Raw genomic sequence first — 24,508 nt, 5'->3', positions numbered from 1 at the left:
AATGGCTCGCGCGGTTCACCGCCGGGACGCGAACAGGCGTGTTCGCCGTCTGCGTGCCGGCTGTGGTGCAACCGGATGCCGGCTGCCAACTTCGGGCCGGGCCTGCACGAAGCAGCGCCTGCGCGGAGTGCGAAAAGCCTGCGTCCTTTCGGCGCCGCAGCACGTATTCCACGGCCTGCGATGCAGGGACTGGCCGGTCCAACCGGCCGACCGCTCTGTACCCAGACATGGAATGCCCCGCCGCCCGACATCGTGGCGCGCCTGAACAGGAATGGCCCCGCGCGCCGTTCGGGAAACCTTGGAAGCAGGCGGGGCCACAGTCAAGCGCGGCCCCGGCTCCCGTCAGAATTGCAGACGCATCTGCGCCGTCAGCCCCCAGCTGTCGAGTGTCTCGCTGAAGCGGCTGTCCACCCGCACCGAGGCGTTCAGCTGCTTGGGCGCACGTGCGGCACCGGCCTCGAACAGCTTGGTGTAGTTCAGGCCGAGGCTGACCTCGCCGTAGGTGCCGAGGTTCGAGCTGCGAGATTCCAACGGATCGCCGACCTTCTCGCCCTCACTGTCGACCCGGTAGTAGTTGGCCGTCACGCCGTCGGCGAAATCGCGGTAGACCGTGCCGGTGGCGAAGTAGGTCAGTGCGCGCATCCCGTCGGGCAGGATCCGGGACTTGGAGACCGAGGCACCGAGGAAACCGATCTTGGACGTGTAGTCCTCGAATTCCAGAATGCCGTCGTCGGTGCCGAGCGCGCTCTGGACCTGGTCGTCGGGCAGGTTCGAGAAGCTCAGCGAGTCCGTCGACACCCGGCTGATCGAGAAGCCCGCCGTCGGCACGAGGTTGAGGCCCGCGCCCTTGCCGAACGGGATCGCGTAGCTCATCGAGCCCGAGATCGTGTTCGCGCGGCTGTCGTATTCCTGGTCATCGACGCCAAGGCCCTGACCCTCGATCCGGACGTCGTTCTCGAGGTCGAACTGCGTCAGTTCATGCCGGTACTGCAGGTCGGCGACGAGCTGATCGCGCGCCGCAGCGACGTAGACGCCGCCATAGGTCTGGGTGAAGTCGGTCTTGTTCACGCTGGTGACGACATCGGTATCCAGCACGCCCCGGTTCGCGTCGAAGCTGTAGACCGGCTGCTCGGTCGAGCCGTCGTTGACGCCAAGGATGCCGCCGAAGGTCAGGTCGAACCCGCGGAAGCGCCCGCCAGAACAGGCGTAGTCCCCGCCCACCTGCAGACCGCGATAGCTCGCGTCGATCTGGCTGCCGAAGGTCCCGAGCGAGGTCTCGGTCTCGCCTTCCGCGTCGGCGCGGCCGCCCGTGGCCCGTGCCCAGGTGCCGTAGCCGCAGGGATCGTCCTCCGCGCCAGCCGCGGCGCCGGTGACGAAGGGACTCGACGGCCGGTTGACCACCGATCCGATCAGCGACTGGGTCAGCGCGATACCGCTGGCGAGGCCACCGATCGCGGGGTTCGCGCCCGCCTGCAACTGGACCGCCGAGGCAGCGGTGTTGTTGACTACCTCGTAAAGCACCGAGGTGTTCGTCGGCAGTCCGAGCGCGGTGAAGGACAGGTCGTAATCGGCGCCGTCGTCGTAGTCGATCAGGGCGACCGCACCGCCGAAGATCGCCCGGTCGTCGCTCAGCGGCTCGAACTGCAAGGCCACGTCGCCCCGGACCGCGCCGCCTTCGACCACGATGGAATCCGAGGCCACCGACGCCGCGTCCACGCCGGTCGTGCCGCCGAGATCGACGTCGAAGATGATCGTGCCGCGCAGGTCGGCGTCGCCCTCGACCCGCAGTATGTCACCCGCGGCGCGCTGCGGAGCGGTGGAGCCGTCCTCGCGCCCGGTGCCAAGCCGCAGGGTGCCGTCGGCGTTCTGGACGAACGTCCCGACCGAGGTGTCACCGAAGGTGCGCAGGTCGCCCGCGTTCAGCAGCACGCCGCCCACCGCGGCGCCGTCGCGCATCAGCATCTGGTCGAGGTTCGTGACCGTTCCATCCACCCGCGCGCCGGCCTGCAGGCCGAAAACGGCCCGGTTAACCAGGGCGCCGCCGCCGATCGTGACGCCTTCGCGGACCCGCGCGAAGCCGTCGTTTTCGAAGTCGCCATAGGTGGTGTCCGCACCGAAGGTCGTGTTGCCGAAGTTCAGGAGCGACCCGAACGCCGAATCTCCGTCCACCAGCAGACGACGGCCTTCACCGGACGCCGTGGCGGTGTTGCGGAACCGCCCGGTCACCGTGCCCGCCACGGTCGCGAGGCCATCGTTCAGGACGCCGCCCTGGATCGTGCCGTCGAGGTTCAGCCGCGCGTTGGCGCGGTTGCGGAGCGGAACTGCGAGCGTCCCGCCTTCGTCGATCAGAAGCGCGGCGGTGCCGCGGTTGATCAGCACCGTGTCCCCCTCGGCATCGAGCGCGCCCGAGGCGATCCGGAGGACCGTGTCGTTGGTTGCCGTTGCGTCCGCATCCAGCATGACCGTGCCGCCGTCGATCAGCATGAGACCTTCGCTCGTCTGGATGAGATCGTTGAGCCCCGACGTGTCGCCATCGAAGGTCAGCGTTGCGCGGCCGCCGTTGCGGACCTGGCCATCGATCACGCCCGAAAGCGTGGCGTCGGCGTCGCCCACGTTGCGGAACGCGCCGCCGATCTCGCCGGACGAGACGAAGGTGGCCGCATTCCCGTTCAGGACACCGCCGGTGACCGTGCCGGTGGTCTCGAAACGTCCGGCCTCGTTGACGACGCGCAGGGCGGTGCCCGCAGACCGGGCGTCGCCCCGGTTGGTGACCTCGCCGGTGGTGCCGTCGGCACCCACGATCAGGGTGCCGTTCGTGGCAATGTCGCCGGTGGTGCCGCCCGCAATTTCAGCGCTCCCGGCGTTGCTCAGATCCCGCAGCGTGCCGGTCGAGACGAGCGTGCCGTCGATCTCGGTTCGGGTCGCCCCCTCGATGGTGCCGGCATTCACCACTGTGCCGCCGCTCACCGTGACGTCGCCGGTCACGAGGCCCGCGGTCTCGAAGTTGCCGTTGCGGTTCAGGAGGCTCGCCAGAGTCCCGAGGCTGTCGCCCGTGCCGCTGTTGACCACGTCGCCCGCGACCGCGTCCCGCGATGTCAGTGACAGGCGGCCCGCCGAAGTGACCGCTTGCAGCGTCCCGGTGGAAATCACGGCACCGTCCGCGCCGATGGTGGTGGCACCCGCAACGGCGCCACTGAGGTTCTCGACGGTGCCGCCGCTTACTACCAGCGGGCCAGCGACCGTCCCGGTATTCGCGAAGGTGCCGGCCGCGCTGTCGAGGCGTTCGAGGGTCCCGGCATTGCTGCCGGTGCCGCGGGTCAGGACGCGCGCCGCGCTGCCGGTCGCGGTCACGATCAGCGTACCATCGCTTTCGACCTCGGCCAGCGTGCCGGAGGATGCGACCGTGCCGCCCTCACCTATGAAGGTCGTGCCGTTTACCGTGCCGCGGTTTTCGACCGTGCCGCCGTCGGCCTGCACCGCGCCCGAGATCACCCCGCTCGCGAGGTTCTCGAACGTGCCGCCAGAGGTCGTCAGCGTCTCCACCGTGCCCGCGTTCTGCGCCGTGCCCGAGTTCGTCACGGCCCCGGCGCTGCCGGCCGCGATGGTCAGCGTGCCCGCGTTGGTGACGCCGGCCAGGGTGCCAGAGGATACCACCGTGCCGTCCGCGCCGATCGTGGTCGTGCCGGCCACGCTGCCGCGGTTGGTCAGCTGTCCGCCGGTGATATCGGCGGCGCCGGTGATCGTTCCGGCATTGTCGAAGCTCCCGCCGGTGTTCGCGAGGGACGCGACGGTGCCCGCGTTCGCCACGTCGCCCGAATTGGTGACCGTCTCGGCGGTGGCACCCTCGGCGATAGTCACCGTGCCCTCGGACACGACATCCGCGAGCGTTCCGGTCGACTCGAGCGTGCCGTCCGGCCCGACCGTGGCGGTGCCCGCGATGACGCCCTCGTTTGAGACCGTCCCGCCGGTGATCTCGGCCTCGTCTGTGATCGTGCCGGAGTTGAAGAAGCTGCCCGCGAAGTTCAGCAGCCGGCCGATGACGCCCGCGTTGGTGGCGGTGCCGGAGTTCTCGACCGTGTCGGCGGTGCCGCCCGCGGCGATGTCCGTGGTGCCGTCGTTGCCCCCCCCCGAGAGCGTGCCCGACGACAGCAGGGTCCCGCCGTCCTCGACCGTGGTGTCGCCCACGATCTCGCCGGTATTGGACAAAAGGCCGCCCGAGACGTTGGCCGTCCCCGAGATCGTGCCCGCGTTGTCGAAGCGGCCCGCGGACTGCCGGAGTTCGGTCACAGTCCCCGCGTTGGTCGCCTGGCCGGAGTTGTCGACCACGTCGGCGCTGCCTGCCGCGATCTCGAGCGTTCCTGCGTTGGTGACGTCTCCGAGCGTGCCGGTCGACTGCACGACGCCGCCGTCCGCGATCTCGGTCGCCCCGAGGACGGTACCCGCGTTCGACAGCGACCCGCCCTCGACGAGCACGGTGCCGGTGATGGTGCCCGTGGCGGTGTTGGTGAAGACCCCGTCCGTGTTGGACAGGCTCTCCACGCTGGCCGCGTTGATGGCGATACCGGCATTGGTGACCGCGCCCGCGGTGCCGTCCGTGAGCGCGCCGGACCCGGTCACCTCGACCGCCCCGAGGGTGGCGGAGGTGTTCACGGTGCCGCCGGTGACCGTGGTGGTGCCGGTGACCTCGGCTGCGCCCGAGAGCGTTGTCGCGCCAGCGCTGTTCGTCAGCGCCCCGAGGGTGCCGCCAGACACCGTGGAGGTGCCCGCGTTGTCGAGCGACGTCGCGCTGCCCGCCGTCATCTGGAAGGCGCCGCCACTCAGCGTCTGCACGTCTGCGACCGTCGATGTATTGGTAAAGGTGCCGGCCACGGTGGTCAGGCCGCTGAACGCCCCGGTGCCCGCGAAGGTGAAGTCGGCGCCGCCATCCACACGCAGGTTCAGCGTGCCGGCCCCGTCGCTCAGCGTGCCATCGAAGGTCGAGGCGCCGGTGAGCGTGAGCAGCGGCGTGGCCCCGGAGGAGGACACCAGAACAGTTCCGGTGCCGGTCAGAGCGTTCACCGTGCCGTTGACCCCGATATCGAGGGTCCCGGTCACCTCGGTCTCGGTCACCGTGGCAAGGAGGTCCGAACTCGCGGGGCTCAGCAGGCTCACGACCCCGTCGCCCGCGACGACCGCGCGCGCACCGGCCCCTGTCGTGGTGGTCAGGTAGCCGAGTTCGAGCGTTGCGTCCGCGCCGTCCGCCAGGAAGGTCACCGTCGATCCGGTGCCGAGCGTCAGATCGGTGCCGGTGGTGGCCAGCGTGAACGTGTCGCCGACCGCCACGGTGCCGGTGCTGCCGTCGGCCACCCGCGTGTCGCTTCTCTGCGTGATGCTCGCATCGGCGCGGACCGCGCCACCGTCGAGGATCACCGTGCCCGTCCCATCGGCCCCGTCGCTCGTCAGCGAGAGAGTGCCTCCGTTCACGGTGATGTCGCCGCCATATCCGCCGTTCGCGCCGCCAAGCGCCAGCGTGCCGTCCCCGACCTTGCGGAGCGCGCCCGCCCCGCCGAGTGCCCCGTCGATGTCGAGCGTCAGCCCGCCCCCGACCGAGACCTCGGTCTCTTCCGCTAGGGTCACGTCGGCGACGATCTCGGTGGCGCCGTTATCGAGCTCGGTGCCGGTCTCCTGGAAGGTCAGCACCGGTGTTCCGGTCGCGGACTCGAAGACGAGCGTGCCATTCGACAGCGAGTAGGGCGCCGCCTCGTCGTTCTCGATGGTCAGCGCCTCGAGCGTGATCGTGCCGCCGCCCAGGTCGATCGCCGTGTTCGACGCTCCGCCGGGCAACGTGGCGCTGTTGTCGGAGCCGTCGGGAAACCCGCTCAGCGGCTGCCAGTTGCCCGCGCTGTCCCAATTGGCGTCCTGGACGCCGGTCCATTCGAAATCCTGCGCCACCGCAGGATTCGCGAGGAAGGCGAGCGCGGCAAAGATCGCGGTGCTGCCCATGAGGCGGCCCCGGCGGCGCGGTGCGGAGGCGATCGCGCGGACGATGGACGAGGCCGGAACGGGAAGCGGGGAAACCATCTGCGCGGGTCCAATCGAACGAAAATTCGCGGCTAGCGTTATAGGGGTCCGGAATCATTGCAAGACCTCGCAGCGGAACAGCCCTGCCGCTGCCGGAGGTGTTGCCCCGCCGCACGGCCTTTCCCGACCCGGCCTTCCCCTGATCCACCGGCGATCGCACCGGCGCCGCCCTGCCCATACCGCGGGCTTGCGCAAACCTACCTTGCGATTCGCGCATGACTGCGTTAGCCAAAAACTGCATGTTGGAATGCAGTTCCGCATATCGGAATTAGGGAGGAAGTATGAAACGTATCTTGCTAGGTGCCACCGCGGCCCTCGCCCTCGCGGGCGCGGCCTCCGCGCAGTCGCTCTTTGTCGGTGAGGCCGGCCCGAACCGCGGGGCCCGCGCCGAGGCGCTGCAATGGTTCGCCGATCAGGCCGAGGAGCTGACCGACGGCGATCTCAGCCTCGACATCCAGTGGGGTGGCGCGCTGTTCAAGGCCAATGCAGCCGTCTCGGGCATCCGTGACGGCATCGCCGACATGGGCACGATCATCGCGGTCTACTTCCCGCAGGAGATGGTCGCCTACAACATCGCGGACCTGCCGCTGCAGAACCCCGATGCGTGGGTCGGCATGAAGGCCACCGACGAGCTCATGCGCAACTCCGACGCGATCGCGCAGAACCTCGCAGACCAGAACCTCGTCTACCTCGGCACGTTCACCACGTCGGCCGTGCACGTCGGCTGCAAGGGTGCCACGATCCGCTCGGTCGACGACATCTCGGGCCTCAAGGTCCGCGGCGTGGGCGCCTACGGCGATACCTTCCGCGAATTCGGCGCGAACATGGTGCCGATGTCGATCTACGACGCTTACCAGGCACTCGACACCGGCCTGATCGACTGCTCTCAGGGCTACAGCTACGCCACCGCGGCACTGAAACAGCAGGAAGTCATCGACAGCTATACATTGATGAACTGGGGCCAGGTCGGCGCCCTCGGCATCTTCGCCAACAAGGACGTGTTCGACGGCCTCGAGCCGGAGGTGCAGGAGGCACTTCTCACCGCGGGCGAAGGCATGGCCGACGAACTGGGCCGCCTGATCACCGCCGACAACGAGGCGGCGATCGAGACCATGCGCGAGGCCGGTGTCGAGATCATCGAGCTGCCGGACGAAGAGCGTCAGAAGCTGGTCGAGACCTCGACCCAGTTCATCGACGAGTGGAAGGACCGTGCCGGCCAGGCGGGTCTCGATGCCGACGCGCTCCTCGAGGAGTATCGCGGCCTCATCGACAAGTACACGCAGATCCGGGACGAGGAAGGCTATCCCTGGGAGGACGGCCAGGGCTGATCGCCCCTTTCCCGCATCGTCGTGACAGCGCGGCGCCGGCACGTTCCGGCGCCGCCCCTTTCCCCTCGCTCTGGTGAGGCCCCATGCTCCACCGTCTTGAAAAGCTCCTGCTCGACCTCGCGGTCGTGGCAGTCCTCGGGCTCGGTCTGCTGATCACCGCCCAAGTGGCCATGCGGACGTTCCTGAACTCCGCCGTGCCGGACGCGATCGTCATGGTCGGGGAACTGATGGTCGCGGCCATCGTCCTGCCGCTGGCGGCCGTGACCGCGAACCGCGCCCACATCGCCGTGGAGGTGGTGTCGAACCGCCTGCCGCAGCGCGCGCAGGATGCCCTTCTCGTCTTCGGCACGCTCTTCGGCCTGCTGGCGCTGGCGCCGCTGATCTATTCCGGCTGGCGCGAGGCCCACGAGGCGCTGGTCGAGGGCGGCTACTTCTTCGGCGACCTGAACCTGCCTCGCTGGCCGGGTCGCGTGATCTTCCTGTTCGGCGTGACGCTGTGCTGGATCCGCCTCGCCCTGATGCTGGTGCGCGATGTCGGCCGCATGCGCCGGGGCGAAAGCATCCCCGCCGCCGAACCCGTCCACCGCGTCGAGGAGGTCTGAGATGGATCCCGCCCTGATCGGATACGCCGCCTTCGCGTCGGTCATCCTGCTGCTCGCGCTGCGCGTGCCCATCGCCTTCGTGCTGGCGGGCGTCGCGACGATCGGCACCTTCCTGATCTTCGCGCTGCGCACCGGCACCTTCATGCCCGAGCGCGCGCTCACCCCGACCACGTCGCTGGTCTTCTCGAATTCGTTCGACCTGATCCACTCCTACGATCTTTCGATGATCCCGCTCTTCGTGGCGCTGGGTCACATTGCCTACCGCGCCGAGATCACCACCAAGATCTACCACGCCGCCCGCGTCTGGCTCGCGCCGGTCCCCGGCGGCGTCGCGATGGCCTCGGTCGTCGGCTGCGGCGGCTTCTCGGCGATCACCGGGTCGTCCATCGCCTGCGCATCGACCATGGGCCGCATCTGTTCGCCCGAGATGCTGCGGATGGGCTACGACTCGCGGCTCGCCACGGCATCGGTCGCGGCTGGCGGCACGCTCGGCTCTCTGATCCCGCCGTCGGTGCTGTTCATCATCTACGGCATCTTCACCGAGACCTCGATCTCGTCGCTGTTCCTTGCCGGCATCCTGCCCGGGCTGCTGTCGCTCCTGGGCTTCGTGCTGGTGATCTTCGCCTGGGTGTCGCGCGATCCATCCGCCGCGCCGAAATACGCCGGCACGATCACGCGCTCGGAAAAGATCGAGGCGGCCATTGCCGCGTGGCCCGCCGCGCTGCTGTTCGTCATCATCGTGGGCGGCATCTACGGCGGCGTCTTCACCGCCACCGAGGCCGCGGCGGTCTGCGTGACCGCGACGGTCGCCATCGGCTTCGCGCAGCGCAAGCTGACGTTCCGGGGGCTCTGGAACGCGGTCCGCGAAACCTGCATGCAGACCACCGCGATCTTCCTGATCGCCGCGGCCGCCAAGATCTTCGTGGCCTTCACGGCGCTCACCGGCGTGGCGCAGGACGTGGTCGGCGCGGTGCAGGCGGCCGAGCTGTCGCCGTTCCTGCTGCTGGCCGCGATTGCCGTCATCTACCTGGTGCTGGGCATGTTCCTCGATCCCATCGGGATCATGGTGCTGACCCTGCCGCTGATGGTCCCGCTGATCGAGACCTACGGCTTCGACCTGATCTGGTTCGGCGTCGTCGTCATCAAGCTGCTCGAGATCGGGCTGATCACGCCGCCCGTGGGCCTCAACGTCTTCGTCATCGCAGGGGTTGTGGGCCGCGAGGTGCCGATCGACCGGATCTTCTCGGGCATCCTGCGGTTCCTGTCGGTGGACGTGATCGTCCTGATCCTGATCATGGCCTTCCCGATTCTGTCGCTGCTCATCCCGGGATCGATGTGATGACCGAAACACCCGAAGTCGACCGCCGCTTCGCCACCACCCTCGCCCGGGGCCTCGCCGTGCTGCGCGCGTTCCGGCCGTCGGACGACGGACTGGGCAACGCCGAGATCGCCGAGCGCACGGGGCTGCCCAAGTCCACGGTGTCGCGGCTGACCTTCACGCTGCAGTCGCTGGGCTACCTGACCCAGCGGCGGCGGGATCGTTACCGTCCGGGGCCGGCGCTGCTTGCGCTCGGCAACATGGCGGCGTCGTCGATCTCGTTCGTGGAGCTGTCGGGCGGGCCGATGCAGCGGCTTGCCGACGAGACGGGCACCCTGTCGCTGATGCTGGTGCGCGATCACGGCAAGCTGCTGATCGTGAAGACCTGGCGGCCTCGCGACATGGCCTCGCTCTGGCTGGAGGTCGGTCACCGGCTGCCGCTCGGCGGCACATCCTCGGGCCACGCGATGCTCGCGGCGCTGCCCGAGGACGGGCTGGCCGAGGTGGTGGACGAGGATCCGCGCCTGACGCGCGAACGCGCGGCCGAGATCCGGCGCACGGCCTATGCCCAGCTGGTGACGCAGGGCTTCGTCGTGGCCCCGCCCGAGGACTACTACACGCCCAATATCGCCGCCGTGGCCAAGCCGTTCCACGCCCACGACCTGAGCGAGCCGGTGATCTTCACCTGCGGCGCGATGCCCGCGGACCTGAGCCAGGATCGCATCCGCACCGAGGTCGGCCCGAAACTCGCCGCCACGGTGCAGGGGCTCGAGCGAATGATGGGCCAGGGCTCGGCCATCGCGATGCGAGGCTGACCATGGATCGCCATACACAGACGACACCGCTGGCGCCCGGGCGCAGATTTTTAACTAAAAATCCGCACACTCCCGCGCCGCGCCCGTTCGGGACCCGACGCCGCAGATTTTTAGTTAAAAATCTGACGCTCCCCACTTCGACGACAACCGTACCGGAGACCCCATGACCGATCCCGTCCGCTACGACCGCGAGGGCGACGTCGCCTTCATCACCGTCGCCAACCCGCCGGTCAACGCCCTCGGCCACGCCGTGCGGCAGGGCCTCGTCGCCGCGATCGAACGGTTCGAGGCCGACGACGCGCGCATCGCCGTCATTCTCGGCGAGGGCCGCCTGTTCATCGGCGGCGCCGACATCTCGGAATTCGGCAAGCCCCCCGCCGATCCGTGGCTGCCCGACGTGGTGAACCGCATCGAGGCCGCGACCAAGCCCGTGGTCGCCGCGATCCACGGCGCGGCGCTGGGCGGCGGGCTCGAGGTGGCGCTTGGCTGCCACTACAGGGTTGCGCTCCCCGGCACCAAGCTCGGCCTGCCCGAGGTCACGCTCGGCATCCTGCCGGGCGCCGGCGGCACGCAGCGCACCCCGCGACTGACCGGGCTGCCGAAGGCTCTCGAGATGATCACTTCCGGCACGCCCGTCGATCCGAAAACCGCGCAGGAGATCGGCCTGATCGACCGCGTGGGCGAAGGCGACGCGCGCTCGGCCGGCCTGGCTTATGCGCGCGACCTGCTTGAGCAGGGCGCCGAACGCCGCCCGGTCGGCGCCCTGCCCAAACCCGCCGCCGACGCCGACGCGGTCGCCGCCACCGAGGCGACGCTGCAGAAGACCGCAAAGGGCCTCGTCTCGCCCTTCCACGCGATGAAGGCCGTGGTCGCCGCTTCGGAGATGGAGATCGACGCCGGCCTCGCCGATGAGCGCCGCCTCTTCAACGAACTGATGGAGACGCCGCAGCGCGAGGGCCTGATCCATGCCTTCTTCCTCGAGCGGAAGGTGTCGCAGCTGCCCGAGATCGACGGCGTCGCCCAGCGCGAGCTGTCGAAAGTCGGCGTCATCGGCGGCGGCACCATGGGTGCGGGCATCGCCACCGCGGCGCTTCTGGCAGGCCTGACCGTCACCCTGATCGAGCGTGACGACGAGGCCGCCGCCAAGGCCCGCGGCACCATCGAGAAAAACCTTGCCGGCGCCGTGAAGCGCGGAAAGCTCGCGGAGGCCAAGCGCGATGCGATCCTCTCGGATGCCTTCGCCACCTCCACGGACTACAGCGCGCTGTCGGACGCGGACCTCGCTATCGAGGCGGTGTTCGAGTCGATGGAGGTGAAGAAGGAGGTCTTCGGCCAGCTCGACGCGGTGATGAAGCCGGGCGCGGTGCTCGCGACGAACACCTCCTATCTCGACATCGACGAGATCGCGGGCTCCACCTCGCGCCCGGCGGACGTGATCGGGCTGCACTTCTTCTCGCCCGCGCACGTGATGAAGCTGCTCGAGGTCGTGGTCGCCGACAAGACCGCCAACGACGTGACCGCCACCGCCTTCGCGCTGGCCAAGAAGCTGCGCAAGATCGCGGTGCGCGCCGGCGTCTGCGACGGCTTCATCGGCAACCGCATCCTGTCGCACTATCGCGGCGCGGCGGACCGGATGGTGCTGGAGGGCGCGTCGCCCTACCAGGTGGACAGCGCGCTCAGGGATTTCGGGTTTGCCATGGGGCCCTACGCGGTCGCCGACCTCGCGGGCCTCGACATCGGTTTCATGACCCGCCAGCGCAAGAAGGCCACCCGCGACCCGCGTGACGTGGTGCCGACCTGGGCGGACGAGCTGTATCACATGGGCCGTCTCGGCCAGAAGACCGGCCGCGGCTACTACATCTACGAGGGCGGCGCCCGCACCGGCGAGCCCGACCCCGAGGTCGAGGCCCTGGTCGCACAGGCGCGCGAGGCGGCAGGCGTGACCCCGCGCAGCTTCACCGATGGCGAGATCCAGCGCCGCTACATGGCCGCGATGGTCAACGAGGGCGCCCGCGTCGTCGGCGAAGGCATCGCGCAGCGCCCGCTCGACGTCGATGCGGTCAAGCTCTTCGGCTACGGCTTCCCGCGCTACCGCGGCGGACCGATGAAATGGGCCGACATGACGGGCCTCGCCGGCCTGCTCGACGACATCCGCGCCTGGGAAAAGGACGACCCCTACTTCTGGGCGCCCGCGCCGCTGCTCGAACAGCTCGTTTCCGACAACACCAACTTCGACAGCCTCAACGGCTGGGAAAGGTAACACCATGACCAAGGCCGTCATCGTCTCCGCCGCCCGCACCCCCGTGGGCAAGGCCGGAAGAGGCAGCTTCAACATGACCCACGGCGCGACCATGGGCGGCCACGCCGCCAAGCATGCCGTGGAGCGTGCGGGCATCGACCCGGCGCTGATCGAGGACTCGATCTGGGGCTGCGGCTACCCGGAATACGTCACCGGCGGCAACATCGCCCGCCAGGCCGTGATCCGCGCCGGTCTGCCGGTCTCGATCGCCGGCACCACGGTGAACCGCTTCTGCGCCAGCGGCCTGCAGGCCATCGCGATGGGCGCCCACATGATCGACACCGAGGGCGCGGGCGCCGTGCTGGTCGGCGGCGTCGAGAGCATCAGCCTCGTGCAGCCGCCGGTCCGTCATTCGCGCGAGGCGTGGATCGAGACGCACAAGCCCGAGCTCTACAAAACGATGATCGAGACCGCCGACATCGTCGCCGAGCGCTACAACATCAGCCGCGAGGCGCAGGACGAACTGGGCTACCAGAGCCAGATGCGCACCGCCGAGGCGCAGAAGGCCGGCCGCTACGACGCCGAGATCGTGCCCATGGAGGTCACGAAGGCGGTGAAGGACAAGGAGACCGGCGAGGTTTCCGAGGTGCAGGCCACCGTCGAAATGGACGAGTGCAACCGGCCGACCACCACGCTCGAGGGGCTGCAGAAGCTCGACCCGGTGCGCGGCGAGGGCAACTACATCACCGCCGGCAACGCGTCGCAGCTGTCCGACGGCGCCGCCGCGCTGATGCTGATGCACGAGGATCTCGCCGCCCGCGAGGGTCTCACCCCGCTCGGCCGGTTCAAGGGCTTCGCCGTCGCGGGCTGCGAGCCCGACGAGATGGGCATCGGCCCGGTCTTCGCCGTGCCGCGCCTGCTGGAGCGCCAGGGCCTCAAGATCGACGACATCGACCTGTGGGAGCTCAACGAGGCCTTCGCGAGCCAGGCGCTCTACTGCCGTGACCGGCTGGGCATCGACAACGACATCCTGAACGTCGACGGCGGCTCGATCGCGCTCGGCCACCCGTTCGGCATGACCGGGGCGCGGATGACCGGCCACCTGATGTTCGAAGGCCATCGCCGCGGCGCGAAGACCGGCGTCGTCACCATGTGCATCGGCGGCGGCCAGGGTGCCGCCGGCCTGTTCGAGATTTTCTGAAACGGCGCGCATCTGGCGCGCAACCCGGGAGGACGACAGATGGACCTCACCTATACCGATGAACAGAAGGCGTTCCGCGACGAGGTGCGCCGCTTTCTCGACGAGAAGCTGCCCAAGCGGCTGTCCGACAAGGTCGCGACCGGCATCCGCCTGACCAAGTCCGACTACGAGGAATGGCACGCGATCCTCCACGAGAAGGGCTGGCTCGGCGTGACATGGCCCGAAGAGCACGGCGGCACCGGCTGGGACGCCGTGCGGCGCCACATCTTCGAGGAGGAGACCACGCGCGCCTCTGCTCCGCGCATCGTGCCCTTCGGCATCAACATGCTGGGTCCGGTGCTGATGAAGTTCGGCTCCGACGCGCAGAAGGCGCACTACCTGCCGCGCATCCTCGACGGGTCGGACTGGTGGTGTCAGGGGTACTCCGAGCCCGGCGCGGGTTCGGACCTCGCGTCGCTCAAGTGCAGCGCGGAGCGGGACGGCGACCACTACATCGTCAACGGCCAGAAGACGTGGACCACCCTCGGCCAGTACGCCGACAAGATCTTCTGCCTCGTGCGGACCTCGAAGGAGGGCAAACCGCAGGAGGGCATCTCGTTCCTGCTGATCGACATGGACACGCCAGGCGTGTCGGTGCGTCCGATCGTGCTGATCGACGGCGAGGCCGAGGTGAACGAGGTCTGGTTCGACAACGTCAAGGTGCCCGCCGAGAACCTCGTCGGCGAGGAGAACAAGGGCTGGACCTACGCCAAGTACCTGTTGACCCACGAGCGCACCAACATCGCGGGCGTGGGCTTCTCGACGGCGGCGCTGCAGAACCTCAAGCGCATCGCCGGGCTCGAGATGCAGGACGGCAAGCCGCTGATCGAGAACCCGCTGTTCGCCGCCAAGGTCGCGCAGGTCGAGATCGACCTGATGGCGATGGCCACGACCAACATGCGCGTCGTGTCCGCGGCTGCCGCAGGCCAGGCGCCGGGCGCTGAGTCCTCGATGCTCAAGATCAAGGGCACGGTGATCCGGCAGGAGCTGAACCACCTCACCCGCCGCGCGGTCGGGCCCTACGCCCTGCCCTTCGTGTCGGAGGCGCTGGAAGAGGGTTCGAACGTCGAGCCGGTGGGCCCCGACTACGCCATGCCGGCGGTGCAGAGCTACTTCAACAACCGCAAGCTCTCGATCTACGGCGGCTCCAACGAGGTGCAGCGCACGATCATCACCAAGGCGATCCTCGAGCTGTGAGCTTGGGCGCCGGGACCATCTTCCGACCGGCGAACCCGGCATCTGCGCCGGGCCGCGCCTGCCTGCCCCCGGGCAGGCGCGATCATCGTCGTCCCCGGCCCCCGTGCCGGTCGCGGCAAGTCCCGGCCGCCCGGCCCGCCTCTTCTTCCCGCGCGCCCGCCCAGGCTGGCGCGCCCCGCCTCATCCTGCCCTTCAGGCACGCGGAGACACTGACATGAATTTCGAACTCACCGAAGAACGCCAGATGCTGCAGGACAGCCTGCGGCGCTACCTCTCGGACACCGTCACGCCCGAGATGATCCACGACGCGACCGAGGCCGACACCGGCCATTCCGATACGCTCTGGTCCGGCCTCGCCGAGATGGGCGTGATCGGCGCGCTGTTCTCGGAAGAGGACGGCGGCTTCGGCGGCGCGGGCTTCGACCTGACCGTCGTGTTCGAGGAACTCGGCCGCGCCGGCGCCTTCGAACCTCTGATGGAGTCCGGCGTCCTCGCCGGCGGCCTGATCGCCGCCCTCGGCTCCGACGCCCAGAAGGCCATGATCGACGAGATCGTCTCGGGCGAGACCATCCTCACCCTGGCCCACGGCGAGCCCGCCGCCCGTTATGACCTCGCCCATGTCGAGACGCAGGCCGCCAAGGGTGGCGACGGCTGGATCCTCACCGGACGCAAGTCGGTGGTCATGGCCGCTCCGGCCGCGCAGCAGATGGTCGTCAGCGCCCGCACCTCGGGCGAAAAGGGCGACACAGACGGCATCTCGCTCTTCCTCGTGCCGATGGACGCCTCCGGCATCGAGACCCGCGACTACCCGCTCAACGGCGGCGGCCGCGCCTCCGAGATCACGCTGACCGACGTGACGGTGCCCGCCGACGCGTTGATCGGCCCCGAGGGCGGCGCCTTCGAGGCGATCGAGACCCAGCACGCCCGGGCCATCGCCGCGCAATGCGCCGAGGCCGTGGGCCTGATGGACGCCGCCAAGGACCTGACCGTCGGCTACCTCCAGCAGCGCAAGCAGTTCGGACAGCCGATCGGCAAGTTCCAGGCCCTCCAGCACCGCATGGCCGATGTCCTGATCGAGATCGAGCAGGCCCGCTCGGCCGTGATCAACCTCGGCGGCCATCTCGACGCCCCGCGCGCCGAGCGCGAGCGCTACGTCAGTGCCGCCAAGAACCTCGTCGGCCGCACCGCCAAGCTGGTGGTCGAGGAGTCGATTCAGATGCACGGCGGCATCGGCATGACAATGGAATACGCGCTGGGTCACATCGCCAAGCGCCTGACCATGATCGACCACCGCTTCGGCGACGTGGACTGGCACCTCGAGCGCTTCATCCGGCTCGCCGCCGCATGAGCGAGATCCGCGACGAGACCGGCGCGCAACGCGGCCTCGGCTACGTCATCGACGTGGGCCGGGGCGACGGCTCGGCGCGGTGCTGGCTGGACGTGACAGGCCACCACACCAACCGCCACGGCGTCCTGCACGGCGGCATCGCGTCGCTCCTGCTCGACAGCGCCATGGGCGCGACGGGCTCGCTCAGCGTCGATCCCGAGGGCCGCGCGCCGTTCCTGACCGTGTCGCTGACCACCCAGTTCCTCGCGCCCGCGCGCGACGGAACGCGGGTGACGGCCACCGGCCGGATCACCGGCGGCGGCCGCTCGCTTCTGTTCATCGCCGGAGAGCTGGTGGCCGACGACGGCACGACCATCGCCACCGCCTCCGGCGTCTTCAAAAGGGTGCCGCCCCGCGCCGGGTGACCCCGAAACCGGACTTCACAGGGAGGAGAGACCCGTGGATACCCAGCGCATACACGAGATGCTCGCGCGGAACGCGGAACTGCGTCCCGACGCGCCCGCCATCGTCGACGCCGACGGCAGCCGCCACGACTGGCACGCCTACGACGCCGCCGCCACCGAGATGGCCGAGCTCATGGCCGCCCACGGCGCAACGGCCGGCAGCCGCGTGGTGATCGTCGCTGAAAACTGCCTCGCCACCGCCGCCGCAATCTTCGGCGCCAGCCGCCTCGGCGCCTGGGCGGTGCCCGTCAACGCACGCATGACCGGCGCCGAGCTCGACAAGATCGCCGCGCACGCCGATCCCGCCGTGGTGATGTACACCTCCAACGTCTCGGCAGAGGCCGGCGCCCACGCACGGGCCGCCGGCGCCGCCGAGGTCGCGACCCTTTCCGGCACGGTAGGCCTCCTGCGCCGCGACGGCACCACGCCCGAGACCGATCCCGAGGTAGCGGTGATGCTCTACACCACGGGCACCACGGGCGATCCCAAGGGCGTCATGCTGACCCACGGCAACCTGCTGTTCGCGGGCCGCGCCTCGGCCGAGCTGCGCGCCATGGTGCCCGAAGACCTGATCTACGGCGCCCTGCCCATGACCCACGTCTTCGGCCTGGCCTCCATGCTCATGGCCGCCGCGCATGTCGGCGCATCCATCGCCCTGGCGCCCCGCTTCAAGCCCGCCGCGCTATATCAGGCGCTGGTCGACGGCGCGACGGTGCTGCCGGCGGTGCCGCAGATGCACGCGCTCCTGATGGCGCACGCGGCGGAAAAGGGCGTTGGCCGCCTCGAGAACGCGCGCCTGCGCTACGTCTCCTCGGGCGCCGCGCCACTCGATCCGACGTGGAAGCGCAAGGCCGAGGCCTTCTACGGCCTACCTCTGCAGAACGGCTACGGCATGACCGAAAGCACCGCCGGATCCTCTGGCACCCGCAATCCGATCGGCTCGCCCGACACGTCGGTCGGCCCGCCCCTGCCCGGCGTCGAGATCGCCATCGACGAGACCGTTGGCCAGGAGCCCGGGACCGGCGAGGTTCTCACGCGCGGCCCCCACGTGATGAAGGGCTATTACCGCGCCCCCGAGACCACCGCCGCGGCGCTCTCGCCCGACGGCTGGCTGCGCACCGGAGATCTGGGTCGCATCGACGAGGAGGGCCGCCTGCACATCGTCGGCCGCGCCAAGGAGCTGATCATCCGCGGCGGCTTCAACGTCTACCCGCCCGAGGTCGAGGCCGCCCTCAACGATCATCCGCAGGTGGTGCAATCGGCAGTGATCGGGCGCGCCCGCGACGGCAACGAGGACATCCTCGCCTTCGTCCAGACCGCCGATCCGGCGCCCACGCCGGACGAGCTGCGCGCCTTCGTCCACGACCGCCTCTCGGCCTACAAGCGCCCGACCCGCATCCTTGTGGTCGACACGCTGCCGGCGGCGCCCTCGGGCAAGGTGCTCAAGCACAAGCTCCTGACCCACTTCGCCACGGCGCTCGAGGCCGGCTGACCCAGCGCTTAACGTTGGTGAATGAAATCCCGGGAGCGCGCGGGCAGAATCCCCGCGCCCACGCCGACGAAAGAGGGCGCCCCGATCCGGTGGCGCCCTTCGTCTTCTTCTCGTTCCAAGTACTCCGGGAGCGCGAGGGCAGCGCCCTCGCTCAGGTGCCGACGATCCCGCGCATGGCCTCGATCTTGGCGGCGGCCTTCTCCTTGGCGCCCTTCGAGGCCTTGGCCATCATCGCCTCGAGCTCGCCGCGGTCGGCCATGTATTCCTCGAAACGAGCTTTCGGCCCCTCGAACATCTCGTCCAGCTTGTCCGCGAGGATGCGCTTGGCGTCGCCGTAGCCCATCCCCCCCTCTTCGAACCGCGCCCGCAGGTGCGCCACCTCGGCCGGCTCGGCCAGGGCGGCATAGAGCTGGTAGACCGTGTTGGTGTCCGGGTCCTTGGGCTCGTGCGGCTCGCGGCTGTCGGTGACGATCTTGTTGATCGCCTTGCGCCGCTTCTTTGGGTCCCCGAAGAGAGGAATGGTGTTGCCGTAACTCTTGGACATCTTGCGCCCGTCGAGACCGACGATCGCCTCGAGGTTCTCCTGCACGGAATGCTCCGGCAGGGTGAAGAACTCGGTGTCGTAGCGGCGATTGAAGTAGCCGGCGATGTCGCGGGCGAACTCCACGTGCTGGATCTGGTCCTTGCCCACCGGGACGATGCCGCCGTCGAACAGCAGGATGTCCGCCGACATCAGGATCGGGTAGGTATAGAGACCCATGTTCACGCCGTCGTCAGGCTGCGCGTTCGGCTTTTCGGCATTCGCGTCCACGGCAGCCTTGTAGGCGTGCGCGCGGTTCATCAGGCCCTTGGGCGTCACCGAGGACAGCACCTGCGTCAGTTCGAACACCTCTGGCACGTCGGACTGCCGGTAGAAGTTGGTGTGGCTCAGGTCGAGCCCGAGCGCGAGGAAGCAGGCGGCGATCTCGTGCGTGAACTGGCGGACCTCCTCGGCGTTCCCGATCGAGTTCAGCGCGTGGTAGTTGGCCACGAACAGGAAGTTCTCCCCGTCCGGGTTCGACGCCATGAGGTCGAGCGTCGGGCGGATCATGCCCGCGTAATTGCCGATATGGACCTGCCCCGTGGGCTTGATGCCGGTCAGAATGGACTTCGAAGCCATTGCGCGCCCCCTTGTCGAACGGGTCGCAGGTGTGGGCCGATCCGCCGTCACTTGCAAGGCGAAAGCGCCTGCGGCGGCCGCACGAGAAGCCGCGCGTCGAGGGGCCGCGGATCGGCGATGCCGACCGTCGTTCGGCAGCGCTTCATCCCAACCACATCCGGACGACCTCGGAGCGACGTGCCAAGCGCAACCAAATCGCCGGCCCTGCGATGCGCGGCCGCCTGCCGGCCTCGATTCCGCGCCGGGCACCGCTCAGACGTCCTCACTCCTCGATCGGGTGATAGCAGGCGTAGCGGTGCCGCTCGCCCTCGTAGGGCGGGAACTCCCGGCGGCACTCGTCGGTGGCGCGCCAGCAGCGGGGATTGAAGGGGCAGCCTTCGGGCACCGCCATCGGCGAGGGAAGCTCGCCCTCCAGCTTGATCCGTGTCTTTTCGTGGCGCGGATCGGCCACCGGCGTCGCCGACAGCAGCGCGCGGGTGTAGGGGTGTCGCGGATGCGCGAAGATTTCGTCCTTGGGCCCCGTCTCGACCGGCCGGCCCAGATACATCACCATCACCTCGTCGGCGAGGTGGCGCACCACCGACAGGTCATGGCTGATGAACAGGTAGGCCAGCTGGAACTTCTCCTGCAGATCGATCAGCAGGTTCAGAACCTGGGACTGGATCGACAGGTCGAGCGCCGAAACGGGCTCGTCCAGCACGAGGATCTTCGGCTCGAGCATCAGGGCACGGCCTACCGCGACGCGCTGGCGCTGGCCCCCCGAGAACATGTGCGGGTAGCGATCGAAGTGCTCGTCGCGCAACCCCACCATCCGCAGCATCTCGCGGGCCCGGCTCTCGCGCTCCTCCGCCTTGATCTCGGGGCGGTTGAGCATGAGCGGCTCCATCAGCGTCTGGCCGATGGTCTGGCGCGGGTTGAGCGACCCGTAGGGATCCTGGAACACGATCTGAACCATCGCGCGGAGGTCGCGGTCCTTGGCGGCGCCGTCGGGACCGACTTCGCGGCCCTCGATGGCCAGCGACCCGCCCGAGGGAGGCTCGATCATCGTCACCACGCGGGCCAGCGTGGACTTGCCGCAGCCCGACTCGCCCACCACGGCCAGCGTCTTGCCCGGTTCGAGCGCGAAGGATGCGCCGTCGAGCGCGCGCACGGTCGCCGCCGAGCGGAACGCGCCGCCGCCGACCTCGTAGTGCCGCTTGAGGTTCTCGGCCGTCAGGATCGCGCTCATGACGCCTGCTCCTTCTTCGTGGGCTCGCCGTGCGACAGCGGGTAGTGGCAAAGCGCGAGGCCCATCTCGGGCGAGGCCTGCACCGGCTCCACGGCCTTGCAATGCGCGTCGGCGAACCGGCAGCGCGGCGAGAACAGGCAGCCGGTCGGCCGGTCGAACTGCCCCGGCACGACGCCCGGTATCGTCGGCAGACGACGCTCGGTCGCGCGCTCGGGCAATGCCGCGAGCAGAGCCGCGGTGTAGGGATGGTGCGGGTCGTCGAAGAGCGCGCCGACCTCCTGCTCCTCGACCTTCTGGCCGGCATACTGGACCTGCACGCGCTTCACCGTCTCGGCCACCACGCCCATGTCGTGCGTGATGAGGATCAGCGCCATGCCGGTGCGTTCCTGAAGACCTGTCAGCAGCTCGAGGATCTGCGCCTGGATCGTCACGTCGAGCGCGGTCGTCGGTTCGTCCGCGATCAGCAGCTTCGGTTCGCAGGCCAACGCCATGGCGATCATCGCGCGCTGGCTCATGCCGCCCGACAACTGGTGCGGGAAGGCGCCCAGCCGCTTCTCGGGGGCGGGAATGCCCACCAGCTTCATCAGCTCGACCGCACGCTCCTGCCGGCCCTTGCGGTCGAGGTCGGTGTGCTTCTTGAGGCTTTCGCGGATCTGGAAGCCCACCGTGAAGCACGGGTTCAGCGACGACATCGGCTCCTGGAAGATCATCGACATGTCGCGGCCGATGATGCGGCGGCGCTGCTTGGCCGTCATGCCGCGCAGGTCGTGACCGTTGAAGGCCATGAGGTCGGCGGTGATCGTCGCGGTCCACGGCAGGAGGCCCATGACCGCCAGCATCGACACCGACTTGCCCGAGCCGGACTCGCCCACGATCGCCATGAGGTCGCCGGGCTCCACCGTGATGTCCACGCCGTCCACCGCCCGGAAGGCGCCCGAGGTGGTCGAGAACTCGACGGTGAGATTGCGGATTTCGAGAAGAGGCATCGTCTCAGCTCCGCTTCAGTTTCGGATCGAGGGCGTCGCGCAGGCCATCACCCATCAGGTTGATCGCCAGCACCGTCACGAGGATGCAGAGGCCGGGAAAGGTCACCACCCACCAGGCGCGCAGGATGAACTCGCGCGCTTCGGCCAGCATGGTGCCCCATTCCGGCGTGGGCGGTTGCGCGCCCATCCCGAGGAAGCCGAGCGCCGCGGCGTCGAGAATCGCGGTGGAGAACGACAGGGCCGCCTGCACGATGATCGGTGCCAGGCAGTTCGGCAGAACGGTGCGGAACATGATCCGCATCTTGCCCGCACCGGCGACGCGGGCCGCGGTCACGTAGTCGCGGGTGCGCTCGGACAGGACGGCGGCGCGGGTCAGGCGCACGAAGTGCGGCTGCAGCACGATCGCGATGGCCACCATCGCGTTCAGCAGCGACGGTCCGAGGATCGCCACCAGCACCAGCGCCAGAAGCAGCGACGGGAACGACAGCACGATGTCCATCACCCGCATGATGAGCGTGTCCGCCCATGTCGGCGCGAAGCCCGCGATGACCCCTATCACGACACCGAAGAACGTCGCCACCGTCACCACGACGATGCCGATGAAGAACGAGAACCGCGCGCCGTGGATCAGCCGCGAGAGCATGTCGCGGCCGAGCGGGTCGGTGCCCAGCGGGAACTGCCAGGTGCCGCCGTCGGTCCAGACCGGCGGCTGCAGCAGCGCGTCGCGGAACTGCGTGTCCGGCGCGTAGGGCGAGATCAGCGGCGCGAAGATCGCGACCAGCAGGAACAGCATGAACACCACGAGGCCCGCGGTGGCGCCGCGGTTCTCGGAAAACGCGTTCCAGAAGTCCTTGAGCGGACTGGGCGGGGCCTGGGCGATGGTGCGGGCCGTGGCGGAGCTTGCGTCTGACATGGCTTATCGTTTCCGGATCTTCGGGTTGATGGCGCCGTAGAGGATGTCGACGGTCAGGTTCACGAGCATCACGATCACCGCGATGATCAGAAGCCCGCCCTGCACCGCCTGGTAGTCGCGACGGAAGATGGAATCGACCATCCACTTGCCGATGCCGGGCCAGGAAAAGATCGTCTCGGTCAGGATCGCGCCCGCTAGCAGCGTGCCGACAGACAGGCCGATCACGGTGATGACCGGGATCATCGCGTTCCTCAGCGCGTGCAGACCGTTCACGCGGAGGGGGGCGAGGCCCTTGGCGCGGGCGGTGCGGACGTAGTCTTCGCCCAGCACCTCGAGCATGGCCGAGCGGGTCTGCCGTGCGATGATCGCCAGCGGAATCGTCGCCAGCACGATGGTCGGCAGGATCAGGTGAGACACCGCCGAGCGGAACGCGCCCGGCTCTCCGGACATCGCGCTGTCGATCAGCATGAAGCCCGTGGGCGTGTCGAAGAAGTACATCAACGAAATGCGTCCCGACACCGGCGTCCAGCCGAGGCCGGACGAGAACACGATGATCAGCAGCAGCGCCCACCAGAAAATCGGCATCGAGTAGCCGACGAGCGCCGTGGTCATCAGCGCCTGGTCGAAGAACTTGCCGCGATTGACCGCAGCAATGACGCCCGCCGGGATGCCCAGCAGCACAGCAAGAACGATGGCGCAGATCGACAGCTCGAGCGTGGCGGGAAAGAGCGCCATGAACTCGTCCAGCACGGGTCGGCGCGTCACGAAGGACGTGCCCAGATCGCCCTGGAAGATACCGAACAGGTAGTCGAAATATTGCTGCCAGAGCGGCTGGTCGAAGCCCAGCTGCGCCTCGAGCTCTGCATAGCGTTCGGGACTGACCGACCGTTCTCCCGCCAGAAGCTGGATCGGGTCGCCGGGCAGAAGGCGGATAAACGCAAACGACACCAGCGTGACCCCGAAGAAGGTCGGAATGAAGGTGACGAGGCGGGAGAGGACGAAGCGCAGCATCAGCCGAGAATCCTCAGTTCGCGTGGAAAGGTGGTGAGCGAGCGGCAGCCGTCATCGGTCACGAGGATGTCGTCCTCGATCCTGACACCGAACCGGCCGAGCGAATAGAGGCCGGGCTCGTTCGTGAAAACGCAGCCCGCGGGCAGCGCCTCGTGGTTGCCGCGCATGATGTACGGGGCCTCGTGAACCTCGCGGCCGAGACCATGGCCGGTCTTGGTCCGGATGCGGTCTGCATAGGGCGAGGCCTCGAGCACCCCGGTCACCGCGTCGTCGATCTCGTGCGCGGTGACGCCGGCGCGGGCGATCTCGTGGCCGCGGCGGTTGGCCTGCAGAACGGTGTCGTAGACTGTCTGCGCCTCGTCGTCGGCATGTCCGACGAAGAAGGTCCGGGTGATGTCGGCATGGAAGCCGCCCCAGGTCGCGCCGAAGTCGATCAGCAGCGCGTCACCGGCGGCGAGCGGGTAATCCCGGGGCGTGGCATGCGGCTTGGCCGAGTTGTCGCCGGCCGCGACGATGGGGCCGAAGGCGTTGCCTTCGGCCCCATGAGAAAACAGCGCCGCGAGCAGGTGGCGCTGGATCTCCACCTCGGTTTGCCCCGGCCGGACGGAGTCTGCAACCTCGGCGAGAGCCGTCTCGGAAATTCGGATCGCCTCTTGCAAGCGGGCAACGTCGTCGGCGGTCTTGACGATGCGCAGGCCGCTGATCTCGCGCTCAGCGTCGATGATCTCGACGCCCGGGAAGGCCCCGGCGAGAGCGTGGTGCACGAAGACGCGCATCCCCTGCCCCTCGACCGCGATGCGCCGTGGCGCCATGTGCCGGCCGAGCGCGGCGAAGGCCGCGCCGTAGCCGTCCTGGTCGCGCCAGTCGAAAACCTCTCCCTCGAAGTCGAGCGCCGCCCACGAGCCGAGCTCGAGGTTCGGCACGATCGCCGCGGGCGGGCCATGGGCGGGGATCACCACGAGCGTCGGCCGCTCGGAGGTGGCGAAATGCGCGTGGAACAGGCGCTCGAAGTTCGGCCCCGGAACGAGGACGACGGCATCGGCGTCGAGCGAACTGGCGAGCGCGCGGTAGTCGCGGTAGCGGTCGGTCATGGGGGCGCTCCGTTAATCAGTCGGACCGGGAAAGACAA

The 24,508-nt window shown here is 68.8% G+C and carries 17 protein-coding genes; 10 read left to right on the top strand and 7 right to left on the bottom strand.

The window, feature by feature from the left end:
- Positions 1–342: 342 nt before the first annotated feature.
- Positions 343–6,060, bottom strand: a complete 5,718-nt coding sequence (locus BMX29_RS13610) for a beta strand repeat-containing protein (protein WP_092813691.1) — start codon at positions 6,058–6,060, stop codon at positions 343–345.
- A gap of 281 nt (positions 6,061–6,341) precedes the next feature.
- On the opposite strand from BMX29_RS13610, the gene BMX29_RS13605 reads away from it, so the two are divergent.
- From BMX29_RS13605 to BMX29_RS13560, 10 genes are all read left to right on the top strand, one after another.
- The gene (locus BMX29_RS13605) at positions 6,342–7,388 is read left to right on the top strand and encodes a C4-dicarboxylate TRAP transporter substrate-binding protein (RefSeq protein ID WP_043844346.1); all 1,047 of its coding nucleotides are present in this window, start codon (positions 6,342–6,344) and stop codon (positions 7,386–7,388) included.
- A gap of 83 nt (positions 7,389–7,471) precedes the next feature.
- Entirely contained in the window at positions 7,472–7,990 is a 519-nt protein-coding gene (locus BMX29_RS13600) for a TRAP transporter small permease (RefSeq protein ID WP_043844345.1), read from the top strand.
- 1 nt (position 7,991) lies between these two features.
- Positions 7,992–9,329, top strand: coding sequence for a TRAP transporter large permease (locus BMX29_RS13595; RefSeq protein ID WP_043844344.1), 1,338 nt, complete (start codon positions 7,992–7,994; stop codon positions 9,327–9,329).
- Complete coding sequence (locus tag BMX29_RS13590) at positions 9,329–10,123, top strand: IclR family transcriptional regulator (protein WP_092813688.1); 795 nt, start codon at positions 9,329–9,331, stop codon at positions 10,121–10,123. Before BMX29_RS13595 ends, BMX29_RS13590 begins: the two co-directional genes overlap by 1 nt.
- A gap of 163 nt (positions 10,124–10,286) precedes the next feature.
- Positions 10,287–12,383: a 3-hydroxyacyl-CoA dehydrogenase NAD-binding domain-containing protein gene (locus BMX29_RS13585; RefSeq protein WP_092813685.1), complete on the top strand. Its 2,097-nt coding sequence runs from the start codon at positions 10,287–10,289 to the stop codon at positions 12,381–12,383.
- 4 nt (positions 12,384–12,387) lie between these two features.
- Positions 12,388–13,563 carry an acetyl-CoA C-acyltransferase gene (locus BMX29_RS13580; RefSeq protein WP_092813682.1) on the top strand — a complete coding sequence of 392 codons (1,176 nt, stop codon included), beginning with the start codon at positions 12,388–12,390 and terminating at the stop codon, positions 13,561–13,563.
- Between the two features lie 39 nt (positions 13,564–13,602).
- Positions 13,603–14,799 (top strand): acyl-CoA dehydrogenase family protein, encoded by a 1,197-nt coding sequence (locus tag BMX29_RS13575; protein ID WP_043844340.1) that lies wholly within the window; start codon positions 13,603–13,605, stop codon positions 14,797–14,799.
- Between the two features lie 214 nt (positions 14,800–15,013).
- A complete protein-coding gene (locus BMX29_RS13570) occupies positions 15,014–16,147 on the top strand; it encodes an acyl-CoA dehydrogenase family protein (protein WP_092813679.1) in 1,134 nt (377 codons plus the stop codon).
- Positions 16,144–16,551, top strand: coding sequence for a PaaI family thioesterase (locus tag BMX29_RS13565; RefSeq protein WP_043844338.1), 408 nt, complete (start codon positions 16,144–16,146; stop codon positions 16,549–16,551). Before BMX29_RS13570 ends, BMX29_RS13565 begins: the two co-directional genes overlap by 4 nt.
- Before the next feature lie 34 nt (positions 16,552–16,585).
- Positions 16,586–18,082, top strand: coding sequence for a class I adenylate-forming enzyme family protein (locus BMX29_RS13560; RefSeq protein ID WP_342342392.1), 1,497 nt, complete (start codon positions 16,586–16,588; stop codon positions 18,080–18,082).
- Positions 18,083–18,233: 151 nt separating this feature from the next.
- On the opposite strand, the gene trpS is transcribed toward BMX29_RS13560, so the two are convergent.
- The 6 genes from trpS to BMX29_RS13530 form a co-directional block, all read right to left on the bottom strand.
- Positions 18,234–19,241 (bottom strand): tryptophan--tRNA ligase, encoded by a 1,008-nt coding sequence (gene trpS / locus BMX29_RS13555; RefSeq protein WP_043844336.1) that lies wholly within the window; start codon positions 19,239–19,241, stop codon positions 18,234–18,236.
- 262 nt (positions 19,242–19,503) lie between these two features.
- Positions 19,504–20,469, bottom strand: coding sequence for an ABC transporter ATP-binding protein (locus BMX29_RS13550; protein ID WP_043844335.1), 966 nt, complete (start codon positions 20,467–20,469; stop codon positions 19,504–19,506).
- Positions 20,466–21,455: an ABC transporter ATP-binding protein gene (locus BMX29_RS13545; RefSeq protein ID WP_092813673.1), complete on the bottom strand. Its 990-nt coding sequence runs from the start codon at positions 21,453–21,455 to the stop codon at positions 20,466–20,468. Before BMX29_RS13545 ends, BMX29_RS13550 begins: the two co-directional genes overlap by 4 nt.
- A gap of 4 nt (positions 21,456–21,459) precedes the next feature.
- The gene (locus tag BMX29_RS13540) at positions 21,460–22,368 is read right to left on the bottom strand and encodes an ABC transporter permease subunit (protein WP_043844331.1); all 909 of its coding nucleotides are present in this window, start codon (positions 22,366–22,368) and stop codon (positions 21,460–21,462) included.
- A gap of 3 nt (positions 22,369–22,371) precedes the next feature.
- Positions 22,372–23,379, bottom strand: coding sequence for an ABC transporter permease subunit (locus BMX29_RS13535; protein WP_043844329.1), 1,008 nt, complete (start codon positions 23,377–23,379; stop codon positions 22,372–22,374).
- Complete coding sequence (locus BMX29_RS13530; RefSeq protein ID WP_092813670.1) at positions 23,379–24,470, bottom strand: M24 family metallopeptidase; 1,092 nt, start codon at positions 24,468–24,470, stop codon at positions 23,379–23,381. The genes BMX29_RS13535 and BMX29_RS13530 overlap by 1 nt, the downstream gene beginning before the upstream one ends.
- Between the last annotated feature and the right edge of the window lie 38 nt (positions 24,471–24,508).

Origin of the sequence: Roseivivax marinus, from assembly GCF_900109705.1 — a bacterium.
In the GTDB taxonomy this organism is placed as follows: Bacteria; Pseudomonadota; Alphaproteobacteria; order Rhodobacterales; family Rhodobacteraceae; genus Roseivivax; species Roseivivax marinus.
The sequence above is the reverse complement of the archived record's forward strand: the minus strand, read 5'-3'. Positions and strand labels throughout refer to the sequence as shown.